Origin of the sequence: Aestuariivirga sp. (genome assembly GCF_046294715.1) — a bacterium.
In the GTDB taxonomy this organism is placed as follows: domain Bacteria; phylum Pseudomonadota; class Alphaproteobacteria; order Rhizobiales; family Aestuariivirgaceae; genus Aestuariivirga.
Genome location: NZ_JBKBKI010000029.1, coordinates 1 through 18,612 on the forward strand (window position 1 = coordinate 1; position 18,612 = coordinate 18,612).

At 67.2% G+C, this 18,612-nt stretch carries 20 protein-coding genes; 5 read left to right on the forward strand and 15 right to left on the reverse strand.

The genetic code is table 11. From position 1 onward, the window contains the following. Nucleotides 1-879 (reverse strand): sulfatase-like hydrolase/transferase (locus tag ACK4HL_RS16080; RefSeq protein ID WP_409762199.1); only part of this gene is annotated, 879 nt, incomplete at its 3' end. A gap of 262 nt (nt 880-1,141) precedes the next feature. Here ACK4HL_RS16080 and ACK4HL_RS16085 point away from each other — a divergent pair. Further along, nucleotides 1,142-2,746 (forward strand): ABC transporter substrate-binding protein, encoded by a 1,605-nt coding sequence (locus ACK4HL_RS16085; protein ID WP_409762202.1) that lies wholly within the window; start codon nt 1,142-1,144, stop codon nt 2,744-2,746. A gap of 57 nt (nt 2,747-2,803) precedes the next feature. On the opposite strand, the gene ACK4HL_RS16090 is transcribed toward ACK4HL_RS16085, so the two are convergent. The 5 genes from ACK4HL_RS16090 to ACK4HL_RS16110 form a co-directional block, all read right to left on the reverse strand. Further along, entirely contained in the window at nt 2,804-3,613 is an 810-nt protein-coding gene (locus ACK4HL_RS16090) for an ABC transporter permease (protein ID WP_409762205.1), read from the reverse strand. After that, complete coding sequence (locus ACK4HL_RS16095; protein WP_409762208.1) at nt 3,610-4,476, reverse strand: ABC transporter permease; 867 nt, start codon at nt 4,474-4,476, stop codon at nt 3,610-3,612. The genes ACK4HL_RS16090 and ACK4HL_RS16095 overlap by 4 nt, the downstream gene beginning before the upstream one ends. Nucleotides 4,477-4,480: 4 nt before the next feature. After that, nucleotides 4,481-5,581 carry an ABC transporter ATP-binding protein gene (locus ACK4HL_RS16100; RefSeq protein ID WP_409762211.1) on the reverse strand — a complete coding sequence of 367 codons (1,101 nt, stop codon included), beginning with the start codon at nt 5,579-5,581 and terminating at the stop codon, nt 4,481-4,483. A 72-nt stretch (nt 5,582-5,653) separates the two neighbouring features. After that, nucleotides 5,654-6,850, reverse strand: a complete 1,197-nt coding sequence (locus ACK4HL_RS16105; RefSeq protein WP_409762214.1) for a PotD/PotF family extracellular solute-binding protein — start codon at nt 6,848-6,850, stop codon at nt 5,654-5,656. Nucleotides 6,851-6,864: 14 nt separating this feature from the next. Beyond that, on the reverse strand, nt 6,865-7,731 hold the full coding sequence (locus ACK4HL_RS16110) for a helix-turn-helix transcriptional regulator (protein ID WP_409762217.1): 867 nt from the start codon (nt 7,729-7,731) through the stop codon (nt 6,865-6,867). Nucleotides 7,732-7,814: 83 nt separating this feature from the next. On the opposite strand from ACK4HL_RS16110, the gene ACK4HL_RS16115 reads away from it, so the two are divergent. The 4 genes from ACK4HL_RS16115 to ACK4HL_RS16130 all read left to right on the forward strand — a co-directional run bounded on the left by ACK4HL_RS16115 (nt 7,815) and on the right by ACK4HL_RS16130 (nt 11,862). Continuing rightward, nucleotides 7,815-8,849 (forward strand): zinc-dependent alcohol dehydrogenase, encoded by a 1,035-nt coding sequence (locus ACK4HL_RS16115; protein WP_409762220.1) that lies wholly within the window; start codon nt 7,815-7,817, stop codon nt 8,847-8,849. A gap of 199 nt (nt 8,850-9,048) precedes the next feature. Beyond that, on the forward strand, nt 9,049-9,957 hold the full coding sequence (locus ACK4HL_RS16120) for a hypothetical protein (RefSeq protein WP_409762223.1): 909 nt from the start codon (nt 9,049-9,051) through the stop codon (nt 9,955-9,957). Between the two features lie 134 nt (nt 9,958-10,091). Next, a complete protein-coding gene (locus tag ACK4HL_RS16125; RefSeq protein WP_409762226.1) occupies nt 10,092-11,075 on the forward strand; it encodes a hypothetical protein in 984 nt (327 codons plus the stop codon). A 28-nt stretch (nt 11,076-11,103) separates the two neighbouring features. Further along, on the forward strand, nt 11,104-11,862 hold the full coding sequence (locus ACK4HL_RS16130) for an SDR family NAD(P)-dependent oxidoreductase (RefSeq protein WP_409762229.1): 759 nt from the start codon (nt 11,104-11,106) through the stop codon (nt 11,860-11,862). A gap of 7 nt (nt 11,863-11,869) precedes the next feature. On the opposite strand, the gene ACK4HL_RS16135 is transcribed toward ACK4HL_RS16130, so the two are convergent. Genes ACK4HL_RS16135 through ACK4HL_RS16175 form a run of 9 tightly spaced genes read right to left on the reverse strand, consistent with a single transcriptional unit; the run spans nt 11,870 to nt 18,366 of the window. Beyond that, on the reverse strand, nt 11,870-12,247 hold the full coding sequence (locus ACK4HL_RS16135) for a hypothetical protein (RefSeq protein ID WP_409762233.1): 378 nt from the start codon (nt 12,245-12,247) through the stop codon (nt 11,870-11,872). 1 nt (nt 12,248) lies between these two features. Continuing rightward, nucleotides 12,249-12,767 (reverse strand): chemotaxis protein CheD, encoded by a 519-nt coding sequence (locus tag ACK4HL_RS16140; protein ID WP_409762236.1) that lies wholly within the window; start codon nt 12,765-12,767, stop codon nt 12,249-12,251. 10 nt (nt 12,768-12,777) lie between these two features. Then, the gene (locus ACK4HL_RS16145) at nt 12,778-13,167 is read right to left on the reverse strand and encodes a response regulator (RefSeq protein ID WP_409762239.1); all 390 of its coding nucleotides are present in this window, start codon (nt 13,165-13,167) and stop codon (nt 12,778-12,780) included. A gap of 11 nt (nt 13,168-13,178) precedes the next feature. Further along, nucleotides 13,179-14,207, reverse strand: coding sequence for a chemotaxis response regulator protein-glutamate methylesterase (locus tag ACK4HL_RS16150; RefSeq protein ID WP_409762243.1), 1,029 nt, complete (start codon nt 14,205-14,207; stop codon nt 13,179-13,181). Next, nucleotides 14,204-15,094 (reverse strand): CheR family methyltransferase, encoded by an 891-nt coding sequence (locus ACK4HL_RS16155; protein WP_409762246.1) that lies wholly within the window; start codon nt 15,092-15,094, stop codon nt 14,204-14,206. Before ACK4HL_RS16155 ends, ACK4HL_RS16150 begins: the two co-directional genes overlap by 4 nt. Then, nucleotides 15,091-15,558: a chemotaxis protein CheW gene (locus tag ACK4HL_RS16160; RefSeq protein WP_409762249.1), complete on the reverse strand. Its 468-nt coding sequence runs from the start codon at nt 15,556-15,558 to the stop codon at nt 15,091-15,093. The genes ACK4HL_RS16155 and ACK4HL_RS16160 overlap by 4 nt, the downstream gene beginning before the upstream one ends. Before the next feature lie 5 nt (nt 15,559-15,563). Beyond that, a complete protein-coding gene (locus ACK4HL_RS16165) occupies nt 15,564-17,693 on the reverse strand; it encodes a chemotaxis protein CheA (protein ID WP_409762252.1) in 2,130 nt (709 codons plus the stop codon). A gap of 14 nt (nt 17,694-17,707) precedes the next feature. Then, nucleotides 17,708-18,073: a response regulator gene (locus ACK4HL_RS16170; RefSeq protein WP_409762255.1), complete on the reverse strand. Its 366-nt coding sequence runs from the start codon at nt 18,071-18,073 to the stop codon at nt 17,708-17,710. Beyond that, nucleotides 18,070-18,366 (reverse strand): STAS domain-containing protein, encoded by a 297-nt coding sequence (locus tag ACK4HL_RS16175; RefSeq protein WP_409762258.1) that lies wholly within the window; start codon nt 18,364-18,366, stop codon nt 18,070-18,072. The genes ACK4HL_RS16170 and ACK4HL_RS16175 overlap by 4 nt, the downstream gene beginning before the upstream one ends. Nucleotides 18,367-18,612: the final 246 nt, after the last annotated feature.

The window sequence follows — 18,612 nt, forward strand, 5'->3', positions numbered from 1 at the left end:
CTTCATGGCGCGGATCCTGTCGATCCACTCCTGGGTGGGCTGGTGGGGCGAGTGCGTGCCGCCCGGCGCGTAATGGATGAAGAAGGGCTGGTCGGGCGCTGCGGCGTTGATCTGGCGGAGGTAGCCGATCGCCTCGTCGGCCATGGCGGTGGTGAGGTTCCAGCCGGGCTTGCCGACGAATGGGAATATCTGCTTGTGGTCCTGGAAGAGGAACGGCGTCCACTGGCTGGTCTCGCCGCTCATGAAGCCGTAGAAATAGTCGAAGCCCATGCCGGAGGGCCACTGGTCGAAAGGCCCGGCCTCGCTCAGATGGAAGGCCGGCGTGTTGTGGTTCTTGCCAAACCACGAGGTGGCATAGCCGTGATGCTTCAGCGTCGTGGCGATCGTCGCCTTGTCGAGGGGGATCACCGAATTGTAGCCCGGAAAGCCGGTCGAGCCCTCGCTCACCATGCCGAATCCGGCGGAGTGATGATTGCGTCCGGTAAGCAGCGCCGCGCGCGTGGGCGAGCACAGGGCGGTGGAGTGGAACTGGGTGTAGCGCAGGCCCTGGGCCGCGATGTCGTCCATGGCCGGGGTCGGGATGACGCCGCCGAAAGTGCCGGAGACGCCATAGCCCTGGTCGTCGGTGAGGATCAGGAGGACGTTTGGCGCGCCCCTGGGCGGCACCACGCGCGGCTGCCACCAGGGCTTGGAGTCGCTGCCGCGCTCCTTGATCACGCCGCCGAATGGCGGGGGAAGCGCGGGAAGCCGGTCACCCGCGATCGTGGTGGTGGCTTCGGGCGCGCCCGGCGCCGGTTGGGCCTCCTGAGCTCCCGCCAGGCCGCCGATGAGCCAGGTCGCCAGTGCGAAGATCGCTGCAAAGCGGAAGAACCGTCCCATGCCCGCCCCCTTTCGGATTTCATTCCTAGCGCAGGAATTAGACCAAATGAAGGCAGGTTGCATTGACCTGCGTCAAGCCAGCGCGGAGATTGCATCAGTCAGCGGTTGCGCGTCTCACTTTCATGCACGTTTTGCTATGTTATTCGCGGGCTCCCCGGTAGAGCCGAGGTCGCTCATCTGCCAGAATTCGGCGGCTCTCAGCTTTCGCACCGCGCGCTTGATTGATAGCGTGCACGAGGAAATTTTTTCCAGGGAGGACTACATGAGCGAACAGAAAGACAAGCTCAACCGGGCGATGGCGATGATCGGCAGCGGCCGGATCACCCGGCGCGAGTTCGTGCAGCTGGCGATCGCCTCCGGCATGACGGCTGCCGGCGCCACCTCGCTCTACTCGAGCACGGCGCGGGCGCAGCCCAAGTCCGGCGGTTCGGCCAAGTTCGGAATGGCGCACGGCTCTGCCACCGACACGCTGGACCCGGCGAGCTGGCCCGACACCTTCACCCAGACCGCCTTCTGGGGCGCCATGTCGAACAGCCTCACCGAGGTGGACGCCAAGGGCGAGATCCAGCCGGACCTCGCCGAGAGCTTCGAGCCCGCCGACGGCGCCAAGCGCTGGGTTTTCAAGATCCGCAAGGGCGCCACCTTCCACGACGGCAAGACGGTGAGCCCGGAGGATGTCATCGCCTCGATCCAGCACCACCGCGGCGAGGATTCGAAGTCGGCGGCGAAGTCGCTCCTCGAATCGATCACCGACATCAAGGCCGACGGTCCGGACACCGTGGTCTTCACGCTCAATGCCGGCAACGCCGACTTCCCCTACGTGGTGAGCGACTATCACCTGCCGATCATGCCCGCCAAGGACGGCAAGGCCGACTGGCAGTCGGGCGTGCGCACCGGCGCCTTCGTGTTCGAGAGCTTCGAGCCCGGCATCTCCGCCCGGCTCAAGAAGAACCCGAACTACTACAAGTCCGGCAAGCCCTACCTCGACGAGGTCCAGTTCCTCGCCATCACCGACGTGGGGGCGCGCACCAATGCGCTGCTGGCGGGCGAGGTCGACTACATCGGCCGCGCCGACCTCAAGACGCTCGACATGCTGAAGGCCAACCCGGACATCGAGATCACCGAGATCGCCGGCTACGGCCACTACACGCTGCCGATGAACGTCACGATCGCGCCCTTCGACAACAAGGACGTGCGGCTCGCCATCAAGTGGGCGATCAACCGCAAGGAGATCGCCGACAAGATCTTCCTCGGCCACGCCACCGTGGCGAACGACAACCCGCTCGCCCCCTCGATCAAATATGCGATCAACCCGGAGCCCGTCTTCGAGTTCAACCCGGAGAAGGCGAAGGAGCACCTCAAGAAGGCCGGGCTCGAGACGCTGAGCGTCGACCTCTCGGTGTCGGACGCCGCCTTCGCCGGCGCCGTCGACGCGGCCTCGCTGATCCGCGAGTCCGCCGCCAAGTGCGGAATCAACGTGAACATCATCCGCGAGCCTTCCGATTCCTACTGGGACAACGTCTGGCTCAAGAAGCCCTGGTGCGCCTCCTACTGGAGCGGCCGGGCCACGGCGGACTGGATGTTCACCACGACCTATGCCGCGGGCGCGGCGTGGAACGATACCTACTGGAACAACCCGCGCTTCAACGAGCTCCTCGTCCAGGCCCGTGCGGAAACCGACACGGCCAAGCGCGCGGCCATGTATGCCGAGATGCAGCAGATCAACCACGACGACAACGGCAACATCGTGCTGGTCTTCAACAACTTCATCACCGCGGCCTCGAAGCGGCTCGGCCATGGCGAGGTGGCGCCCAACTGGGAGAACGACGGCCTCAAGATCGCCGAGCGCTGGTGGATCGCCACGTAACGGGCGGGCACAGCTTGACAAGCAACGGGAGCCGCCTTCGGGCGGCTCTTCGCTTTCCTAGGCGGACCCGGCGCGGAGCCTCAGGCGGTTGGCGAGGATCACCAGCAATATGCCAGGCACGAAGACCACCGTGGCGATCGCCGGATAGAGCGGCGAGGAGCCGACCGCGATGCCGCTGAAGATGAAGGTGGGGATGGTGCGCGTCGAGCCGGCGAGGCTGTAGGTGATGTAGAAGTTTCCCCAGCTCAGCAGGAAGGCGAAGATCGCGGCGGAGAAGATGCCCGGCCACAGAAGCGGGATCGTCACGTGGCGGTAGACCTCCCAGGTGGTGGCGCCGCAGTCGCGCGCGGCGTCCTCCAGAACCGGATCGAAATTGTAAACCTGCACGGCCACGATCACCATGGCGAAGGGCGCGATGTAGACGACGTGGCCGATGATGGCGGTGAGGACACCGGTGTTGAAGCCGAACCAGCGGCCGAGCACGGAGAACCACAGCAGCAACACGATGCCGAGGAGAAGTTGCGGGAAGGCGAGAGGCGCGCCAGCAAGCCCCTGGAACGCGCGCCTGCCGCGGAAGCGGTAGCGCACGGCGACGATCGCCGCCATGGTGCCGATGGCGGTGGCCAGCAGCATGGCGACGACGGCGATGACGGTCGAGTTCCACAGCGCGGTGAGTGCCGGCCCGCTGCGGAACAGTTCGCCGTACCATTTGAGGGAGACGCCCTCGAAAGGCAGCGTGAGGAAGCGGCCCTCCTGGAAGGAGAAGGCGATCAGCGTGAAGATCGGCACATAGAAGAAGAGGAGCGCGGCGGCCATGGCGCCGTAGAGGATGACGTCGGCGATCCAGGCCTCGAGGCGGTGGCTCACAGCGCTGCCCTCCGCATTCCCGCGACGCGCGTGAAGAGCAGCACCACGAAGACGGCGACTACCATCAAGACCAGCGTCAGCGCCGCCCCGAGGGGCCAGTTGACGCGCGTCTCGAAGGTTTGCCGGATCAGTTCCGCCGACATGGGCGACTTGCCGCCGCCCAGCACCTTGGGCTCGAGGAAGACGCCCACGCCCAGGAGGAAGATCAGCACGCTTCCGGCCCAGATGCCGGGCTTGGAGAGCGGCAGCGTCACCTCCCAGAAGGCGCGGAACTTGCCCGCCCCTGCATCGTAGGCGGCGAGGATCAGCGAGCGGTCGATGTTGTCGATCGAGAGATAGATCGTGAAGATGGCGAAGGGCAGGAGATTGTAGACCATGCCCAGGAGCGTCGCCCAGTCGGTGAAGAGGAACGACACCGTGTCGGGCGGGAAGCCGAGATGGGCCAGGAGGTAATTGGCCGCGCCGTTCTTGTCGAGGAACAGCACCCAGCCGAAGGTCTTCAGCGTCGCGTCGGTGATGAAGGCGAATGTGATGAGAACCTTGATCTCGTTGTCGTAGCTCCTGAAGCGCGTGGCGAGCCCATAGGCGATGGGAAAGGCCAGCACGAGGCAGATCACGACGCAGGCCACCGCCATCACCAGCGTGTGGCCGAGGATCGTCCAGTAATGCGGCTTCGAGAAGACGTCCGTCCAGGTGTAGAGGTCCCAGGTCCAGCGCAGCTGGAAATCCCTGGTGCGCTGGAAGGTGAGAACGAAGGTCATCAGCAGCGGCGCCAGGAAGCAGGTCGTCTGCAGGAGAACGCTGGGCAGCGCCTTCACCCAGAGCTCCGGGTCGCGCCAGCTTCTGGCAACCTCGCTCTCCACCGTCTCAGGCCTCCCCGGGCTCGAGGAGCCAGATGTCTTTCTTTTCCCAGCCGAGCCGGACGGCCTCGCCGAGCTTCATGGGAAGCTCGGAGGTGCCCTGGATCTCGACGGCGAGTTCCTGGCCCTTCGGCGTGCGCGCGCGGTACTGCACCGTGCCGCCCTTGGTGAAAAGCTCGGTGATGGTGGCGGGAAGCGCGCACGCCATCTCCTCGCCCTCGCGGCAGCGGCGGATCAGTTCGGGGCGCACCATCATCAGCGCGGGGCCCGGGCCCACGCCCTCGGCCGCCATGGCTGCCGGAACGGTGCCGTCGCGGTCCTCGACCTCCTCGCTCCGGTAGGCGACGCGCTGGTCATCCCTCGCGGTCACTGTGACGGGCAGCAGGTTGGTCTCGCCGATGAAGCCCGCGACGAAGGGATCGGCCGGGCGATAGTAGATGTCGGCGGGCTCGCCGAGCTGCAGGATCTTTCCCGTCCGCATCACGCAGATGCGGTCCGCGAGCATCATCGCCTCCTCGAGATCGTGCGTGACATGGACGAAGGTGACGCCCACCGAGCGGTGCAGCCGCTTCAGCTCGGCCTGCAGCACCTTCTTGAGCTTCACGTCGAGTGCCGAGAGCGGCTCGTCGAGGAGCAGGAGCTTGGGCGAGGAGATCATCGAGCGCGCGAGAGCCACGCGCTGCTGCTCGCCGCCCGAGAGGGCGCGCGGATAGCGCGTGAGATATTCGGGCTTCAGCTCCATGAGGCGGATCATCTCGTCCACCTTGGCGGCAATGGCGGAAGGCTCCGCCTTGCGCAGCTTGAGCGGGAAGCCGATGTTCTGCGCCACCGTCATGTGCGGGAAGAGCGCGAGCTTCTGGAACACCATGGAGGTGGGCCGGAGTGCCGCCGGGACGCCCGCCATGTCCTGGCCCTCGATGCGGATCGAGCCGGAGGTCGTGTCCTCGAAGCCTGCAACCTGCTTCAGGAGCGTGGTCTTGCCGCAGCCGGAGGGTCCCACGAGGGCGATGAACTCGCCGGGCCTGACGGCGAGCGAAACGCCCTTCAGCGCCGGGTAGCCGCCATAGGACTTGTGGACGTCGGTAATCTCGAGGATCGGGGCGGTCATGCGCTCGTGATGGTTATGGAGGCCCGGGCCGGGCGCGCCCAGCAGCACACCCGGCCCGCTGCCTTGTTCTGGTTACTGCGCGGCGGCGAGCTCTTCCTGCCAGATCGCCAGCATCTCGTCGATGTTGGGCGCGATGCGGTGCATCTGGGAATTGTCGTAGGCGTGCCACATGTAGTCCATCTGCAGGATGTCGCGCTCCTCCGGCGTGTAGAGTTCCTCCACCGCCTTGTTGGTGACGACGTTGCAGGTGGTGTCGAGCAGCGAGAGGATGTGGCCGGACTCCTTCGAGACGACGTGCTTCAGAAGCTTCTGGGCGAGTTCGGGCTGATCCGTTTCCTTGAGGATGGCGGTGGCCTCGACCCAGATGATGCCCTGCTTCAGGCCGTTCTTGGGGTCCGGCACGAGGGCGAGGATGTTCTTGTGGCCCTGCTTCCTCACGGCAGAGGTGAGGTATGAGCCCGCACCGATGCAGCCGAGGAGCGAGCCGTCGAGCAGGCCCTTCTGCGCCTGGGTCAGGTCGCCCACCAGCGTGCGGGTGTTCTTGAACATGGCGCGCAGCACTTTCCGCACCTCGTCCAGGGCCGCCTGGTCGAGCTCCTCGTAGGGATTGATGCCGGCGTGGAGCGCCATCGGCAGGATCGGCCAGTCGCCCCAGTCCATGACGCAGATCTTGTCCTTGTTGGCGGGGTCGAAGACCGGGTCATAGGTCTTCCAGGCCTCGGGCTTGGTGACGTCGGTGTTGACGCAGGGCCCCACCCAGCCCCAGCGGGTGGCGACGCCGATCGTCTTGCCGTCGGTGAGCAGCGGCTCGAAGGGCGGCTTGAACTGGTCGTAGAAGGTCGCATAGACCTCGGCATAGTCCTCGGGGTTGAGCTCGAGGGCGAGGCCCGCAGGGCCCATGCGGGTGATCCAGGGCATGTCGCTCGAGACGATGTCCACCTCGCGCGAGGCGCCGGCCTGGAGCTTGGCGAAGCCGCCGGGGCTGTCGACGATCAGGTCGAAGCTGATCTCGGCGTCGTTCGCCTTGCTGAAGGGATCGATGATGCGCGGGTCGTTGTAGCCTTCCCAGCACATGTAGGTCATCTGCGTGGCGGCCTGCGCCTGGCGTGAGGAGGAAAGGCCGAGCACGGCAGCGCCCGCGACACCGGCCATGCCCTTCAGCACGCGGCGCCGGGCGAGGCCCGCCTCGTCGAGGCCCATGGCCCGGATCTGGTTCTGGTAATAGTGCGGCAGGTCGCTGTACCAGCTCTTCGAGACGTTCTTCGACATGGGGTTTCCTCCGATTATCGCGACGAGTTTCGAAACTGCGGTATTCCGGGGGCCTCTTCCATATCCCCGGGGGAATAGGCGGGGCCCGCCTGCGACGGAGCGGCGAGCCCGAGGAAGGCGGCGAAGAGTTCCGCCTGGGTCGAGACCTTCATCTTCCGGTAGATGTTCTTGCGGTGGATCTTCACCGTGCCGGGGCTGATGCCGAGCTGCATGGCGATCGATTCCGTCGAGTGGCCCCGGAGGATCATGGTGACGATCTCGCGCTCGCGCAGCGTCAGCGCCCCGAAGCGGGGATGCGTGCCGCGCTCCGGGAGGGGGCTCCGCAGGCGGCCGCCATGCAGGCTCATCCAGTGGCCGGCACAGAGGGCGGCGACCGCCGGCTCGAGGGCGCGCAGGATGTCGAGATCGGCGCGGGTGAGCCGGGGAGAGTCGTCCCAGCGGCCGAAGGAGGTGACGCCGGTGAGGCCTTGGCCCATGTCGAAGAAAATGCCGATCTCCTCGCCGATGCCGGTGCGGCTGTAGTGGACGCGGAAATACTCGCTGCGGCGGAAATGGTCGGGCGCCACGTCATGGAGACGGTAGCAGCCGGAGCGGCGGCCCTCCTCGACCAGGCGGAAGAAGGGATCGAGCAGGAAGGGCCCGCCGGCATAGTCCTCCGCGATGATGCGGTGGCGCGGGGCGTCGAGCGTGTCGCCCAGGATCATGGGACGCGCCGTTCCCGAATAGGCGAAGACCATCATGAAGTCGAAGTCGACCAGCCGCTTCACGCTGGCGAGCAGAGCGGGGATGAACCGCGGCGTCCTCTGGGCGGCGGCGATCTCGGCGATCCCCCTGCTCCAGTGCCCGAGCAGCAGGAGCTTGTTCGACGGTCGTGTCGGCATCTCTGTCCTTATCGCTTTGGGGATATGGCCACATCGGGCCGCGGAAATCTATGCTCAATCGGACGACAACGAGGACTTCCTTCATGACCAAGACGATGAAAGCCGCCGTTCTGCACGCGCTCAAGACGCCGCTCCGCATCGAGCAGGTGCCGGTGCCGGAGCCCGGCCACGGCGATCTTCTCATCAAGGTGACGGCCTGCGGCGTCTGCCACAGCGACCTCCACGCGGTCGACGGCGACTGGACGCCGCCGCCGGTGATCCCGCTCATTCCCGGCCACGAGGTGGCGGGCAAGGTGGAAAAGGTCGGGCCCGGCGTCAGCGGTTTCAAGGCAGGTGACGAGGTGGGCGTGCCGTGGATGTATTCCTCCTGCGGCCAGTGCGAGTTCTGCCTCGCCGGCATGGAGACGATCTGCAAGGCGGGCGAGGCCACGGGCTATACCAAGCCCGGCGGCTATGCCGAATACATGGTGGCGCCGGCCGCCTTCGTGGGAAGGCTTCCGGCGGGAACGGACCCTTACGCCATGGCGCCCATCCTGTGCGCCGGTGTCACCACCTACCGCGGGCTGAAGCGCAGCATGGCCAGGCCCGGCCAGTGGGTGGCGATCGTCGGCATCGGCGGGCTGGGCCACATCGCGGTGCAATATGCCCGCGCCATGGGGCTTCGGGTTGCGGCGGTGGATGTCGCTCCCGAAAAGCTCGCGCTGGCGAAATCGCTCGGCGCCGAGGTGGTGGTGAACGGGGCCGAGACCGATCCCGTGGCGGCGGTGCAGGAGAAGATCGGCGGGGCGCACGCGGCAGTGGTCACGGCGGTCGCCAGCAAGGCCTTCGAGCAGGCGATCCTGATGCTGAGGCCAGCGGGCACCGTCACCTACATCGGGCTTCCGGGCGGCAAGGCGGACGAGATCCGCGCCTCGATCTCCGCCATCACCAACTGGGAGCTTTCGGTGCGGGGCTCCAATGTCGGCACCAGGCTCGACCTCAACGAGGCGGTGGCCTTTGCCGCCAACGGCCTCGTCAAGGCGACGATCCGCACGGCGGCACTGGAAGATATCAACGCCGTGCTCGAGGAGATGCGCCAGGGCAGGATCGTGGGCCGGGTGGTGCTGAAGCTCGCCTGAGTTCCCGCCAGGCGCGCGCCGTTTCTCCACGGCAATCGAGATGCGGCCCCCCTTGGCGGGGGCCGTTTTCGTTCGGGAAAGACCGGAACTCCCCGGTTGGAGCCGTGTTCTGTCAGGAGGCTTCGCGAGGCCCGGCCCCTCGCCATGCCTTGCGCCTTCCCGCGGGCAGGCAGATCACCACCCAACCAGGAGAATGACGATGAAGACGAGTCTCTTACTGGCATTCGCCGCCTCGACCGCTCTGGCCACCGGTGCCTTTGCACAGTCGACCGGCACCTCGACCGACACCACGAGCGGCAGCGGCACGACCGTTACGCCCTCCACGGAATCCGACACGACCACCGGAACCACAGGCACCGGAACCACCGGCAGCAGCACTACCGGCACGACCTCCGGCAGCAGTTCCACCGGCACGACCTCCGGCAGCAGCACGACAAGTGGAACCGGCACCACCTCGGGCACGACCGACACCGGCACGGGCGGCACCTCCGGTTCGACGGGTACGGCGCAGTCGCCCAACCCCAACATCTATGGCGGCTCGGGCGGGCAGGGGTCTGCCCAGGGTTATGGCGGGCAGTGGGGTCAGGGCATGGGCGGCATGCAGGGCAACATGTTCTGCGTCAGCCCGGCTCCCGGCCCGATGGGCGGGCCCGGCTCATTCGCCTGCTTCCCGGCCGACCGCATGGGCATGGGAATGGGCCAGATGGGCATGGGCTGGGGTCCTGGCTGGGGCATGGGCATGGGCTGGCATCACCCATGGCACCCCTACATGATGGACCGGTTCGGCTATGATCGCGGCCAGCGCGGTTCCGGCTCTGACCGGAGCTGGGACTCCGAGCGGTATGACGACCGTTCCGGCTCCTACGACAGCTACGACAGCCGCCGCAACGATCCCAACTGGTACTACCAGGACCGGCAGAGCCGGTCCGGGCGCAACGCGGTGCCGGGCTTCGACGGCAGCGACCGCTCCTCCGACTACGACCGCAACCGCAGCTATGACAGCCGCGACAGCTACGGGTCCAACTCCGGCGGCAGCGGCACCGGTTCGGGCGGCTCCGGCTATGACAGCCGGTACGACGAGCAGTACGACGACTACCGCAACGACTGACGCACCAGCACGCGAAGGACGCGGCCCTCGCCCGGGCCGCGGTTCCTCTCCTTCCCAGCCTTGACCCGGGCGGAGGCCCGGACTAGGCAGGGCCTTCGGGGGCCGCAGAACGGCATCCGCCCTCGAAATTCCGCATGGACAGACTGAACCTCATCCTGATTCACCGGGGCCCCGAGTACCAGCGCGATTTCGAGGAGATCGCGGAAAAGGTGTTCGCGCGCGATCCCGCGATCACCGTCTATTGCGTTCCGGTGCAAATGACGGCGCCGCTGCCGGAGTCGGCCTGGGAAAGGCCCGCCCTCACCGTGGCGCTGACGAGCGCCTTCGGCACGGTGATCCGGCGCGGACCCATCCTGCGGAACCAGGCCATCGACAAGTTCACCCAGGCGGCGATGGCCCGCGCCGCGGGAATCGCCACGCCGCCGGCCTTGCCCTTCCGGCCGGGCATGAAGCTCGATCCGATCCTGTTCGGCGACTACGTCATCATCAAGCCGATGAGCCTCACCTCGAGCGGCGAGGGCATCCAGCTGTTCCGCCGCCGCCGCCTCGAACAGATGCGCCTCGCCGACTTTCCGAAATCCCACCTCATCCACCGGGACGCGGAGGGCTACATCGTCCAGAGATTCATCGACACGGGCGAGCATCCCGCCTGGAACAGGGTGATCACCTTCTTCGGCGAACCGATCTATGCCGTGGAGGGGAAGCTCACCACGCCGCGCCCGCCGCTCGAGGCGAGCGACGAGGTGCTCGCCTCCGCCAACATCGCCATCCAGTCCGCCGAGCGGCGGAGGGCCTGGCACGCCCTGCCCGACGTGCTGGACATGGCCCGCGCCGTCGGCAGAGCGTTCGCCGAGGTCCCGCTGCTGGCGATCGACATGCTGCGCGAGGCGAAGACCGGCCGGCTGCACTTCATCGAGTGCAATCCCGGCGGCAACACGTGGCATTTCTCCTCGCGCCAGTCGGGCGGCATCAACCTCCGGCTGGAACTCGGCGAGGCCGACAAGCACGGCGAGGAGGCGGCGCTCGAGCTGGGGCGGCAGCGCATGATCGCGCAGTTCGGCGCCTTCGACGTGATCGCGCGCGTGCTGGTGGAAAAGACCCGCCAGCTCGCCGCCTGAGGCGCATGGGAACAAACGGGAGAAGGACATGGCGGCAATCTACGGCGATCTCGCGGGGAAGGTGGTGCTCGTCACCGGCGGCGGATCGGGAATCGGCGAGGCGATCGTGCGGCGCTTCGCCGAACAGAACTGCAAGGTGGCCTTCATCGACATCGCGCGCGAGGCCTCGGAGGCGCTGGCGGACGAGCTCGCGGGAAAAGGCCACCGCGTGCGCTTCGAACATGCCGACCTGCGCGACATCGCGGCGCTGCGCGCTGCCATAGCCCGCATCGCAGCGGCGCTCGGGCCAGTCGAGGTGCTCATCAACAACGCCGCCCATGACGAGCGCCACGCCACGCCGGAAGTGACACCGGAATACTGGGACGAGCGGATCGCGGTGAACCTCAAGCACCAGTTCTTCGCCGCGCAGGCGGTGCTGCCCGGCATGCAGGAGGCGCGCCAGGGCGTGATCGTCAACTTCGGCTCGATCTCCTGGATGATCGGACAGGGCGGCATGGCGGCCTATACCGCCTGCAAGTCGGCCGTGCTCGGCCTCACGCGCTCGCTGGCGCGCGACTACGGGCCCTACAACATCCGCGTCAACGCCATCGCGCCGGGCTGGATCATGACACAGCGCCAGATCGACAAGTGGCTGACGCCCGAGGCGCTGAGGGAGCTCGAGCAGCGCCAGTGCCTGAAGCGCAAGATCATGCCGGACGAGGTGGCGCGCTTCACCGTCTTCCTCGCGTCCGAGGAAGCCTCCGCCTGCACCAACCAGCAATACGTCGTCGACGGGGGCTGGATCTGATCCGGGGCTAGTCGCCGAAGAGCTCGTAGGCGTCGGCGGTCTCCTCTTCCTCGCGCACCGCGCCGCGCGCCAGCCGCTGGGCGAGGCTGGCGAGCTTGAGCCCCGCCGTCGCCGCCCCCGCATCGACGCGCCAGTCGGCCGAGGAGAGGCTGGCGGTGAGCCCCGCGAAGGCCGAGAGTGCTGCAAGCGTCTGGCTCAGGATGTCGAGGAGCTGGAGATTGCGGATGCTGCGCGAATCCAGCATGCCGGACTGACGCTCGATCATGTCGTCGACGGCACCCTCCATCTCGGCCACCATCGCCTGCAGGGCGGCGAGCTCTCTCGCAAGCTGCTCGAGGAGTTCGGGCATGCTGAGCTGCGGAATCCTGTGCCCGGGAACGGCCATGTCAGAAAAGCTCCAGGTCGCCGCCCGCATCGGGAAGACTTGCGGCCGGGAAGCGCGGCGCCTCCTCGGTGGCGCGCGCCAGCTTCTGGCGCACCCTCCCCGTCGCCGGCCAGAACTGGATGCGGCGGCCGATTTCGCCCCCGAGGCTTCCGCCCACCACGGCGATCCCTTCGCGGCGCAGGAATTCCTGGGCGAAGCGGGCGTTCTCCGCGCCATAGTCGCCGAGGCCCTGCATCGTGCGCGCGCCGCCGAAGAGCTTGGCTTCCAGCCGGTGGCGGCCGGCGCCGAGCTTGAGAAGTCCGTTGATCAGCAGCTCCATGAGATAGACGCCGTGGCGCGCCACGAGCGGCGAGGAGGTGTCCTCGCCCGGCAGCAGGAAGTGGTTCATGCCGCCCACCTTCGCCACCGGATCGTTGATGCAGGCCGCCACGCAGGAGCCGAGCAGCGTGGTGATGGCGAGGTTGGGCTCGCCGCTCACGTGATATTCGCCCTGAACGATATTGATGCGCTGAATGTCCATTGACTGCCGCTCAGACCAGTTTGCCGACCACCGCCTCGATCGCCGCCTTCAGCGTGGCGGAGGTGAAGGGCTTGGCGAGGAAGTTGTTGAGGCCGAATTTCTTGCCCTCCTCGATCATGGCGCGGTCACCCTTGCCGGTGACGAGGATGAAGCAGCACTGGCGCGTGGGCCCGAACTCGCGCAGCGCCTTGAGCAGCTGCAGCCCGTTCAGCTTCGGCATGTTCATGTCGGAGAACACGATGTGGCAGGGATTCGCCATCATCGACTGGAGCGCCTGTTCGCCATCGCCCGCGAGAACGATGTTCTTGATGCCGATCTCGTTCAGGCTGTCGACGAGGAGCATCCGGCTCACCGACGTGTCGTCGACGACCATCACCCTCAGGTGCTGCATGTAGGGCATGAAAGGCTCCGCTAATTCCTGTTGGCCGTCGCTTCGATGATGACATGGCCCATCCGCTCGAGAGGGTATTGCGACTCGACCGCGCCCAGCTCCATGGCAGCCCTCGGCATGCCGTAGACGACGGAGGTCGCCTCGTCCTGGGCGAAGGTGCGGGCACCCGCCTGGCGCATGTCGAGCAGGCCCTGGGCGCCGTCGCGGCCCATGCCGGTGAGCAGCACGCCGATGGCGCGCGGGCCCACGGCGCGCGCCATGGAGGAGAAGAGCCGGTCGACCGAGGGGCAATGGCCGTTGACGAGCACGCCGGGCTTGAGCGCGCAGGCGAAGGTGGTCCGCCCGGCGACCTCGAGATGAAGATCGCCGCCCGGCGCGATGTAGACGATCCCCGGGCGGAGCGGCGCGCCGATCGTCGCCTCCTGCACCGAGGGGGCGCAGAGCTTGTCGAGGCGGTCGGCCAGGTTCTTGGTGAAGACGGGCGGCATGTGCTGGGTGACGACGGTAGGCGGGCAGTTCTCGGGAAACCTGCTGAGGATCGAGATCAGCGCCTCCACGCCGCCGGTCGACGAGCCGATCGCCACGAGCTTGCCGTCGGGCTCATAGGGGCCGGAGGGACGCGGCGCGTAATCGGCGGCTGGGGCCTGGGGTTTCCGGCGCCGCACCTTCGAGGCGACCTTCACCTTCTCGGGAAGCTCCTCGAAGCTCCGGGGGTTCTGGGCCGTCGGCTTCACCACGCAGTCGACGGCACCGAGCGCCAGCGCCGCCACCGCCGTGTCGGTTCCACGCGCCGTCATCGAGGAGACCATGACCACCGGCATGGGCCTGAGGCGCATGACGCGCTCGAGGAAGGAGAGGCCGTCCATCTCGGGCATCTCCACGTCGAGCGTCATGACGTCCGGGTCGAGCAGCTTGATCAGCTCGCGCGCCTGCTGGGCCGACCGGGCGGAGCCGACGACGTCGATCTCCGGGTCGTCCTCCAGCACCCGTGTCACGAGCTGGCGCATGGTGGGAGAGTCGTCGACGACGAGCACCTTGATCCTGCTCATGGCGTTGTTCCTCCGAGCTTGCGGTAGACAGTTGTTCCATCGATCTTGAAGAACGCCTCCGCCGCTCCGATGAGGCGCTCCGAGTGGCCGAGATAGAGATAGCCCCCGGGCCGGATGAGGCTGGCCATGCGGCTCAGCAGGCGCATCTGCGTCTTCTCGTCGAAATAGATCACCACGTTGCGGCAGAAGACGGCGTCGAACGGGCCGCTCATCGGCCAGGCGCCCATGAGATTGAGCTGGCGGAAGGTGACGAGTGCGCGCGCGCCTTCATCGAGGCGGTGGGCGCCGCCCGGTGCGGGGTCCATCCAGCTGCGCTTCAGCTCGGCCGGAACGCTCGCCGATTCCTCGGCCGAATAGACGCCCTTGCGCGCCGTTTCGAGCACGTAGGGATTGATGTCGGTGGCCAGCACCCGGACATTGTGCGAGCGCGCCTCGGGCAGCAGCGAGAGCACCGACAGCACGACCGAGTAAGGCTCCTGCCCGCTCGAGCACCCCGCCGACCAGACGCGGAACCTCCGCCCCGTCTTGATCTCGCTGATGAGCGGCAACACCAGGCGCGACTTGAGGTGATCGAAATGGTGAGGCTCGCGGAAGAATCGCGTGACGTTGGTGGTGAGCGCCGCGATCATCTGCGCGCGCTCCTCCGAACCCTCTTCCGAGCCGACCAGCGCGCAGTAGTCCCGGAAGCTCTCGAGGCCGAGCTTGCGCAGCCGCTTGGTGAGCCGAGAGTAGACGAGGTTCGCCTTGGTGGGCGGCAGGTGGATGCCCGCATCCTCGTAGAGGGTGGTGGCGATGAACTGGAAATCTTCCTTCTCGAACCCGAACTCACCCGCCGGCAACGGCTGCGGCTTCGCCGGAAGGCTGTAAGTCGCAGCACCAGGCTTCATGCGGCTTCGAGCTCCATGGCCGGCAGGACATAGTCAAGCGTGATCACCGAGATCATCCGGCCGTCCATGGCGATGACGCCGCGCACGAAGGTGCGGGCGAGGTTGGAGGCCACGTCCGGCGTCGGCTGGATGCTCGAATCCTCGACCGAGAGGATGTCCGAGACGGAGTCGACCAGGAGGCCGGCGGCGCGGTCGCCGACCTGCGCCACGATGATGACGTGGCGCGCGGTGGGCTCGGTGCCCGGCAGGCCCAGCCTGACGCCGAGGTCGACGATCGGCAGCACGACGCCGCGCAGGTTGATGACGCCGCGGATGTAGGAGGGCGCGCGCGGGATGGCGGTGGCCGGCGTCCAGCCGCGGATTTCGCGTACCGACATGATATTGATGCAGAACTCCAGGCCGCCGGCGCGGAAGGCGACGAATTCGGCCTCGTGGGCAAGGTCGTGGGGGGATTTCTCGATCATGGTTGTCAGCTCGCTTTTGCAAACGGGATCTCGGCCGGGCTGCGGTCGTGGTGGCGGAGGCCCACCAGCGCATCGACGTCGAGGATCATGGCCACGCGCCCGTCGCCCAGGATGGTGGCCGCGGCGATTCCGTCGACGCGCCGGTAATTGGTCTCGAGGCTCTTGATAACGACCTGGCGCTGGTCCTGGATATTGTCGACGAGGAGCGCGCTGCGGGTGCCGTTGGCCGTCTCGATGAGGATGGCGACGCCCTGCGTCACCTCGCCCGAACGCGGCCTGACGCCGAGTTCGGCGCCCACATCGATCAGCGGCACGAGCACGTCGCGCACCCTGAGCACGAAGGAATGCTCGCCCATGTGATGGATGCGGGAGGATTCATGCTTCACCGTCTCGACGATGGCGGTGAGCGGGATGACGAAGGTCTGCTCGTCCACCGAGACGACGATGCCGTCGAGGACCGCGAGCGTCAGCGGCAGGCTCAGGGTGAAGGTGGAACCCTGGCCCGGCGAGGAGGCGATCGAGATCCGGCCGCCCAAGGCCTGGATCGAGCGCTTCACCACGTCCATGCCGACGCCGCGGCCGGAGATGTTGGAGACGGTCTGGGCGGTGGAAAATCCCGGAAGGAAGAGAAGGTTGTCGATCTCCCCGTCGCTCAGCTGCGCATCGGGTGCGACGAGGCCGTTGGCGATGGCCTTCTGCAGGACGCGCGGGCGGTTGATGCCGGCCCCGTCGTCGCTCACCTCGATGATCACCCGGCCGGAGCGGTGGGCGGCGGCGAGCCGCACGGTTCCCTCGGGCGGCTTGCCGAGCGCCATGCGCTGCTCCGGGCCCTCGAGCCCGTGGTCCACGGCGTTGCGGATCATGTGGGTCAGCGGATCGGCGAGGAGTTCGACCACGGTCTTGTCGACCTCGGTCGCCTCCCCGTCAGTGCGCAGGCGCACGTCCTTGCCGGTGGCGTCCGCCACCTCGCGCACGATGCGCGACATGCGCTGGAACAAGGGCCGCACCGGCTGGGCGCGGATCGCCATGACGCTTTCCTGGATCTCGCGGGTGAGCCGCTCGAGTTCCTCGAGGCTGCTCGTCACCTCCCGGTCGCGCACGTGGCTCGAGTGGAGGACGCGCTGGGTGAGCATGGCCTGGTTGATGACCAGCTCGCCCACCAGGTTGATGAGGCGGTCGACGCGGTCGAGATCGACGCGGATCGTCGGCTGGACCGCCGCCCTCGCAGGCCTGGCGCCGGGCTCGCCCGACTCCGGCGCGGCGGCGCTCGCGGCGAGCGCGGCAGCCTTGACGGCGGCGATTCCGGGTGCCTCCTCCTCGACCTTCTTCATGATCGACACGATGTCGAGTTCGGCCGCGCTCTCTTCCGGGGCGGGCGGTGCGGCCGGTGCCTCGGCCTCGATCGACAGGTCGCAGTCGCCGTCGACGAAGTCGAAGACCTCCTTCACCGCCGCGATTTCGCTCGCCGTCTCGAGCCTGAGATCCCAGGAGAGGTAGCTCTCCTCCGGTTCGATGGTGTCGAGGAAGGGAAGGTTCTTGAGTTCGCAGTGGCTCGTCACCTGCCCGAGGCGGGAGAGCTCGCGGAACAGCGCGATCGGGTCATTGGCCTTGGCGAAGAGCTCGCGAAGCGGCCTGAACCTGATGTGGAAGACGTTGAGGGCGGGTGCCGGAGGCGCGGCCGGCGCATCGTCGAAGGCAGTGGTGACCACCTCGAAATCGAGCCCCGCGAGGTCGTCCTCCTCAGCCTTGCCGCCGCCGATCAGCGCGTTGAACTCCTCCTCGAGGGCGGCATAGGGCGCGGTGTCGCCGATCTCGCCTTCGCGGCTCGCCGCCACGAGGTCGGAGAGGCCGTCGGCGGCGCGCAGGAAGAGCTTCATCGCATCGGCGTCCGGCGTGAGCTCGCCGGAGCGCACCCGGTCGAGTGCCGTCTCGAAGACATGGGCGAAGCTCACGAGCGCGTGGAGCTTGAAGGCGCCCGCGCCGCCCTTGATCGAATGCACGGCGCGGAACACAGCGTTCACGGTATCCGGATCGGCATTGCCCTCCTGCATGCTCAGGAGGCCGTTCTCCAGCGCTGCGAGCTGCTCCTCGCATTCCTGGAAGAAGGTCAGCCTGATCTCGGCCATCGCATCCATGAAGCGATTCTCCCTCAGGCGGCCACGCGCCGGATGGCGGCGATGAGCTTTGCGGGATCGAAGGGCTTGACGATCCAGCCCGTGGCGCCGGCGCGGCGGGCCCGCATCTTCTTCTCCTCGTCGCTCTCGGTGGTGAGCACGAGAATGGGCACGGCGCGGTATTTCTGGTCCTGCCGCACGGCCTCGATGAAGCCGAAGCCGTCCATGCGCGGCATGTTGATGTCGGTGATGACGACCTGCGGCGTCTCGCTGCGCAGGACGTCGAGGCCGTGCAGGCCGTCCTCGGCCTGGACGACACGGAAGCCGGCGTCCACGAGCGCCATGCGCAGCATGTCGCGCATGGTCCGGGAGTCATCGACGGTCAGGATGGTCACTGTCATGAGGAGAGTCCTTCGCCTTGAAGAAAGTCCGGCGGAAAGCCGAGGAGGCTGGCCGCGTCGAGCAGGGCCGGGGAGGAGGAAGCGACATGGAAGTCATGGCCATCGGACTTCCACGTGACCCATGCCGACAGGAGGGCCTGGAGCGCGATGGTCGACACGCGGGTGACGGCGCCCGCCTCGAGCACCACGGCGGTGTTGCGCGCTTTCCTGAGATCGCGCAGCAGTTCCTCGATGGCGGTGAGGTCGAGCGACGGCTTCAGCGTCAGCACGGTGATGCCGGCCGCTTCGGTCATCGGGCGGGGCCCGGCTTGACGATGGTGGCGCGCACAAGAGTCATTGCTCCGGCTCCTCGATTGATCTGAGGGCAAGCTAGGGAGCCAAGTTTGTGCCAGGCTGGAGGTGACGCCGAAATGCCACAGCGGAGCGATCGGGGAGCGGCCTCAAACGTGCAGTTTGGAACCCTCGCGGAAAGCGCCGCGTTGAGGCGTCTGCAGGAGGCCGTCGGCGGGCTTTCGGTCACAGTTCCCGTTGCGAAAGAC